The organism is Achromobacter sp. NPDC008082, assembly GCF_042957345.1.
Lineage (GTDB): Bacteria > Pseudomonadota > Gammaproteobacteria > Burkholderiales > Burkholderiaceae_B > Achromobacter > Achromobacter kerstersii_A.
This window is the reverse complement of sequence record NZ_JBIBIB010000006.1, coordinates 584,104-590,316: the sequence shown is the minus strand read 5'-3', so window position 1 is coordinate 590,316 and position 6,213 is coordinate 584,104. Positions and strand designations below refer to the sequence as shown.

Below are 6,213 nucleotides of genomic sequence, written 5' to 3'. Positions count from 1 at the left end.
AAGGTGGTACCACTCCTTCCCATCCCGAACAGGACAGTGAAACGCCTTCGCGCCGATGATAGTGGACGGACGTCTGTGAAAGTAGGTCATCGTCAGGCTTTTATTCCGCAAAACCCCACAGGTAACCCTGTGGGGTTTTGTCTTTGGTAATTCGGTTTTTACGAGTCGGCCATTGAGATCAAGGCATTGATTAAAAGAAAACCCCTCGCAGCTGGCGCTGCGAGGGGTTTTTGCATTGATCAGGGTATCAATGTCGCCTTTATACCTATCGCTAGGGATTGTGCGGGGCTTGATACCGGCACCGCAGATTTCAGGGCAATTGGCGGCGCAGGGCCTCGAAGAAAAGCTCGGATTGCAGACGCTCACTTTGAATCTGGGCGGCGACTTTGCTGGCGATATCCGCATTAACTGGTTTAAGCGGGCGGCCAGTGGATTGCGCCAATACTTGTGCCGCACAGGCGCGCTCCAGGAAGAAGAGGTCGTCATACGCATAATCCAGACGTTCGCCGCAGACGACGACGCCATGATTACCCAGGAAGACGATATCCGCGCCCTGCATGGCGTGGGCGATGCGTTCGCCTTCGCTGACATCGAGCGCCAGACCGTTGTAGTTTTCGTCGATCGCCAAGCGGCCGTGAAAGCGCATGGCATTTTGGGACAACGTCGTATCCAGCCCGCGATCTGACGTGAGCGTCAATGCGGTGGCATAGGGCATATGCGTGTGCAGGACGCAGGCTTTGCCCGCAATGCGGTGAATGGCGGCATGAATGAACATGGCGGTAGGCTCTACGGCGTGCCGGCCGGCCAGTTTGTTGCCATGGGCATCAATCAATACGATATCGTCCGCCTGAACTTCATTCCACATCAGGCCGCGCGGATTCAGCAGGAAGTGGTCCGAATCGCCGGGCAACGCCACGCTAAAATGGTTGCAGACGCCTTCACCCAAGCCATGCGCTGCGGCGGCGCGTAATGCCAGCGCCAGATCCGCGCGCAGCGCGGCAACCGGTTCGGCGTGAAAGAGTGCCTCGGCAAAACGGGGTTCTTGATTCATGACATCCTTCGAAGGTTCAGAAAGGGTGAGGCGGGCCCAACTCGGTTACCGCCAACCCACGGCGCGGAACAATTCAGGCACGCGATCCAAAGTGGGTACGGTAGCGTCCGGGCGGTAGTCCGGCAAGAGTTTGCGGCCGGTTCCCCGATCGATCCATACACAGCGGAAGCCGATATCGCGGGCGGCCGCGTGATCCAGATGTGGGCTCGCGCAGATGTGTACGACCTCGTCTGGCGACACTCCCAGGCTGTCGTGTGCGTGGGCGAAGATCTTGCGCGATGGCTTGTAGGCACCCGCCTGCTCGGCCGTGATGACGCGGTCGATATGGCCGCCCAACTGCGCCACATTGCCCGCGATGATCTGATCATCCGTATTGGAAACAATACAAAGCCGGAATCCCGCCTGCTTCAACGCTGCCAAGGCGCTGACGACCTCGGGAAACGGCGGCATCGCAGAAATGCTGCTCGTGAGCATGTCGGCGTCTTCCGGCCGATAGGCAAGGCCGAGGTCCTGCATGGTTAACCGCAATGATTCACGGGTGATATCCGCAAAACTGCGATGCGGCGGAGTGCGCTCCAAGCGGTGCTCGTGTTCGTCATAGACGTGCAGGAATTGAGCCGGTGTTGGCGCTTCGTGGCCGTTCGCGTTGGCCGCCAGTATGCGCGACACGGTGGCTTGCAGGCCCTCGTCCCATTGGATCAAGGTGCCATAGCAGTCGAAGGTGAGCCATTCGGGACGGGGTAAATGATTCAGCGGCATAAGCGTGTCCTGGAAGCGATTTCGGAATGATGAGCGTAGCGGCCCCGCAATGCAGTTGTAAAATTAATAATTGAACTCAACTCAGTTGATAGTCAAATATCAAATTGCCATGCTCGATCTAGAACTGCTGCGAACCTTGGTATGCGTCGCCGATGAAGGCAGCTTTACGCGGGCGGCTAGCCGTGTGCATCGGACGCAATCCACGGTCAGCCAGCAGATACGCAAGCTGGAACAAACCGTCGGGAAGACGCTCTTGCTGCGTGATCGCGCCGGCAGCAATGTGTCGGCCACCGAAGATGGCGAAGTGATGCTGGCCTATGCGCGCCGCTTGTTGCTCATCGCGGATGAGGCCGAGCATGTGATGGCGGCACCTCGCGCGGCGCGGGTTGTGCGGCTTGGGATACCTGAAGACTTCAACGTGTCGCGGCTGACCGTGCTGTTGGCGGGATTTGCCGCCAGCCATCCCGACGTGCGGCTGGAAACGATCAGTGGCATGAGTACCGATCTACGAGCCAAGCTGGCATCGGCCGACCTGGATTTGGCGCTGATCAAGCGTGAACCTGGCGAGGGGCCTTGCCTGGCGGCATGGCCAGAGCGTTTGGTGTGGGTGGGCGACAAGCGCCATTTGGCAGGGGCTGCGGCCGTGCCGTTGGTGATATTCCCGCACGGCTGCATCTATCGAAAGCGCATGATTTACGCGCTGGAGAGCATGGGCCGCCACTGGCATGTGGCGTATCACAGCCACAGTCTGGCGGGTGTGCAAGCGGCGGTGGCGGCCGGGCTGGGCGTGAGCTTGCTGCCGGCCTTTGCCCGGTTGCCGACGCACGCCTTGCTGGGCGAGCAAGACGGGCTGTCGGCGGTGCCAGCGACTGAGCTGGCCATCGTGGGCCGTTCGCGCGCATTCACGGGGGTCGAGCAGCAGTTGGTGGCGGCGCTTAGACACGCCGTGGAAACCGATATCGAAGGCGCGCTGGCCCCTTAGGACAACAACACGATCAGCTCAGATCGCCATCAACGTAATACCATCGCCCGCCTTCACGCACGAAACGGCTGACTTCGTGCATGCGATGCGCGCGTCCGGCTTGACGGCTACGCGCCACGAATTCAACCGTCGCGTGTTCGTCATCCTGGTTACGCGCTTGTTTGATGGCCAGCCCCAGCCACTTCAAATCGGGCGGATTGGGTTCCAGCGAAGCTGGGCGCGTGCTGGGGTGCCAGGTCGCGAGCAGATAAGGCAGCTTGTCCAACACGAATGCGCTGTAACGCGAACGCATCAGCGCTTCGGCAGTGGGCGCCTGCATGGCTTGCGGGCCATCGTGCCAGCGGCCACAGCATCGAAGGTAAGTCGGGCCGCCACAAGGGCAGGGCAGATTTGAGGGTTCGGGCTTTTTGGTCACGGGAAAATCGAAACAGCCATTCAGACCAGCAGGTCGTTGTATTCGGGGTGGCGGCGCACATAGACCGCGGCGTACGAGCACAACGGGCGTACCTTCCAGCCATTGGCGCGCGCGGTATCCAGCGCGACTTTGGTGAGGTCGGCCGCAATGCCGCGGCCGCCGACTTGGCTGGGCACGCCCGTGTGAACGATGGCCATGGCGCCGTTGTGCAACTGGTAGTCCAGCACGCACAGCACGCCATCGACGGTGGCGGTGAAGCGGGATTGCGCGGAGTCGTGGGTGACGATGGTCATAGGGCGAGTCTCTTGAATTGCCGTTCTGGGGTTCAACGGGTCAGTGGTTCGGCAGGTCGACGGTGCAGCGGGACAATGGTTCAGCAGGACAATGGTTCAACAGGACAATGGTTCAACAGGACAATGGTGTGGCGCTTGGGCGGTGCCACAGCTCAACGGTTCCACGGTTCAACGGTTCAACGGTTCAAAGATTCAGCGTCTTGATCAGCGCCGTGAGCTGCGCGTCGCGCGTCTGCACAAGATCCGCAATGCTGCGCTGCCCCGCTTCGGCGTTGACGCCTTCGATCAGTTTGCGCTGAAGTTCGGGGGTGACGACGGGCGCGCCCAAGTCATCCCACCAGGTTTGCACGGGCCCCAGCAGGTGATGCATGAATTGCTCCAAACCGCCTGCGCCGCCGCCCAGGTTAAAGGTCATGTGCGGGCCGAACAGCGCCCAGCGCAGGCCCGGGCCTTGCGAAACCGCAGCGTCGATATCAGCCACGCTGGCGACATTTTCCGCCGCCAGGTGGATCGCTTCGCGCCAGACCGCGGCTTGCAGCCGGTTGGCGATATGGCCCGGCACTTCCTTGTTCAGGCGGATGGGGTACTTGCCCATCGCTTGGTAGAACGCGATGCTGCGGTCGATGGTGTCTGCGGACGTCTTGTCGCCGCCCACCACTTCCACCAACGGGATCAGATGGGGCGGGTTGAACGGATGGCCGATGACGAACCGCTCGGGATGCTGGCAGCGCGATTGCAGGCGGCTCATGATGAGCCCTGACGAACTGGACGCCACGATCACGTGCGGCGGCAATATCGCGTCCATGCGGGCAAAGAGGTCGATCTTGAAGTCTTCGCGTTCCGGTGCGTTTTCTTGAACGAAATCCACGTCCGCCAAGGCGGCGGCCAAGTCCGGTTCAAAACGCAGCGCATCGGATGATGCGCCCCCGGCCACACGGCCCAGTTCCTTCAGTACGGGCCATGCGGCGGCGACGCGAGCGCGCGTTTGTGCTTCAGCATCACCCGCGGGATCACTGACCACAACCTCCAGCCCGTGCGCCAGGAACAGCGCCGCCCAGCTGGCGCCGATGGTGCCCGCGCCCACGATGGCGACGCGGCGAATGGAGGGGGTGGGCGTGGCGGTGCTGGACATGCGGCTCTCCGAGGATGGGGTTCGGCCACATTGTGAAGCAAACGCCGCCGCGCTGCCACGTGCACGCTTTAGGCGTTGCGAGTGCGGCGCAGATGCTGCCAGACCAGGCCGACCGCCACCGCGTAGCTTGCCGCGATCACGCAATATGCGATGGGCAGGCTGGCGCTCCAGTCGGGCAGCGCATGCAGGATGGTGCCCATCAACGCAACACCGACCAGCGCGCCCGATTGGCGGTTGGCGTTCAGCGCCGCCGCGGCGCTATTGGCATGTTGCTTGCCCGACACCTGCATCACGATGCTGGTCATCGCCGGCACCGCAATGCCCACGCCCAGGTTCGACAGCGCAACCATGATGGCGAACGGCCAATAGGCAATGCCGGGCGTGAACGCATAGATGCCCGCGGCGCTCATGATGGCGGCAAGCGAGACCCCGCCAAGCAGCGAGGCCGATACGTTCCACCGCGCCGAGACCCTGCCCGAAATCAGGTTGCCGATCGAGAACACGGCAAGCATTGGCACCAGCTGAATGCCGGTTTGCAGCGCATCCGCGCCTCGGGCATGTTGCAGAAACAGGCTTAGTAAGAAGAGCTGTCCGTACGAGGCCAAGTTGATCAGAAACCCCACGCCATTGGCGGCGGCGAATTGCGTCGTCTGAAACAAGGCGCGCGGGATGATGGGTTCGGCGTGGCGGCGTTCGCGCCGCACCAGCAACACGATGGCGAAGGCGCACAGGGCGCTGACGCCGGCGATGCGGCTGGAGGTCCAACCGTAAGCGTTGCCCTGGATCAGCACGAAGCACAGGGACGATAGTGCGATCACGCCCAGCACGTGGCTCAACGGATTCAAGCCGCGCGGGCGGCGCGGGGCGGCCTGGATGCGGCGACGCGCCAGCCACAGGCCGGCCGCCCCAAGCGGAATATTGATCAGGAAAATGCCGCGCCACCCAAACTGATGGATCAGCACGCCGCCCAATAAGGGGCCGGACGCGCCGGCCACCGCCACGATGGCCGACCACGCGGCCAGCATCCGGTTGCGCACGTGTTCGTCGTCATAGGCATGGGTCAGCAGGCTGAGCGAGCTGGGCATGAACAAGGCCGCGCCTACCCCTTGCAGCATGCGGGCGGCGATCAGCGTGTTGGCGTCGGGCGCCAGGCCGCACAACAGCGAGGCTAGCGTGAAGACGCCCAAGCCGCTCAGGTAGATGGTCTTGGCCCCGTAGCGGTCCGCCAGTGCGCCGGCAACCAGCAGAAGGGCGGCGAAGGTGAGGGTGTAGCCGTCCACAATCCAGACCAGGTCGGTCAGCGGCACGGTGAATTGCAGCGCGATGCTGGGCAGGGCGACGTTGACGACAGTGACATCGAGCATCGCCATCACAAAGCCGATGGCCAGGGTGATAAGCGGCAGCCAACCGGTAGCGGGCTTGGCGTCCTGGGCGGGGACGGGGACTTGCTGGCAAGCGGTATTCATGATGATCGGGGGTATGGCGGCATTTCGAGGAATGAAGCTTAGGAGTTTTTATCGATGCAAAAAAGCTGAATAAGTGCTTTATAGTCATGCAAATTTGCATCACATGGCGGGCCGT

At 62.0% G+C, this 6,213-nt stretch carries 7 protein-coding genes and 1 rRNA gene; 2 read left to right on the top strand and 6 right to left on the bottom strand.

Annotated elements, in window-relative coordinates; translation table 11 throughout:
* Positions 1–98: ribosomal RNA gene (gene rrf / locus ACFZAI_RS26300) — 5S ribosomal RNA — on the top strand; the annotation flags it as partial.
* Between the two features lie 212 nt (positions 99–310).
* Here the strand turns inward: rrf and ACFZAI_RS26295 are convergent.
* Complete coding sequence (locus ACFZAI_RS26295; protein WP_391569702.1) at positions 311–1,051, bottom strand: aldolase; 741 nt, start codon at positions 1,049–1,051, stop codon at positions 311–313.
* 45 nt (positions 1,052–1,096) lie between these two features.
* Positions 1,097–1,810: a haloacid dehalogenase type II gene (locus tag ACFZAI_RS26290; protein WP_391569701.1), complete on the bottom strand. Its 714-nt coding sequence runs from the start codon at positions 1,808–1,810 to the stop codon at positions 1,097–1,099.
* 109 nt (positions 1,811–1,919) lie between these two features.
* Between ACFZAI_RS26290 and ACFZAI_RS26285 the strand changes: the two genes are divergently transcribed.
* Positions 1,920–2,792 (top strand): LysR substrate-binding domain-containing protein, encoded by an 873-nt coding sequence (locus ACFZAI_RS26285; protein WP_391569700.1) that lies wholly within the window; start codon positions 1,920–1,922, stop codon positions 2,790–2,792.
* 13 nt (positions 2,793–2,805) lie between these two features.
* Here the strand turns inward: ACFZAI_RS26285 and ACFZAI_RS26280 are convergent, their stop codons facing one another.
* The 4 genes from ACFZAI_RS26280 to ACFZAI_RS26265 all read right to left on the bottom strand — a co-directional run bounded on the left by ACFZAI_RS26280 (position 2,806) and on the right by ACFZAI_RS26265 (position 6,098).
* Complete coding sequence (locus tag ACFZAI_RS26280) at positions 2,806–3,207, bottom strand: YchJ family protein (protein WP_391569699.1); 402 nt, start codon at positions 3,205–3,207, stop codon at positions 2,806–2,808.
* A 20-nt stretch (positions 3,208–3,227) separates the two neighbouring features.
* Positions 3,228–3,500: a GNAT family N-acetyltransferase gene (locus ACFZAI_RS26275; RefSeq protein WP_054427101.1), complete on the bottom strand. Its 273-nt coding sequence runs from the start codon at positions 3,498–3,500 to the stop codon at positions 3,228–3,230.
* A gap of 184 nt (positions 3,501–3,684) precedes the next feature.
* The gene (locus tag ACFZAI_RS26270; RefSeq protein ID WP_391569698.1) at positions 3,685–4,632 is read right to left on the bottom strand and encodes a 3-hydroxyacyl-CoA dehydrogenase NAD-binding domain-containing protein; all 948 of its coding nucleotides are present in this window, start codon (positions 4,630–4,632) and stop codon (positions 3,685–3,687) included.
* Between the two features lie 68 nt (positions 4,633–4,700).
* Positions 4,701–6,098, bottom strand: coding sequence for an MFS transporter (locus ACFZAI_RS26265; RefSeq protein WP_391569697.1), 1,398 nt, complete (start codon positions 6,096–6,098; stop codon positions 4,701–4,703).
* Between the last annotated feature and the right edge of the window lie 115 nt (positions 6,099–6,213).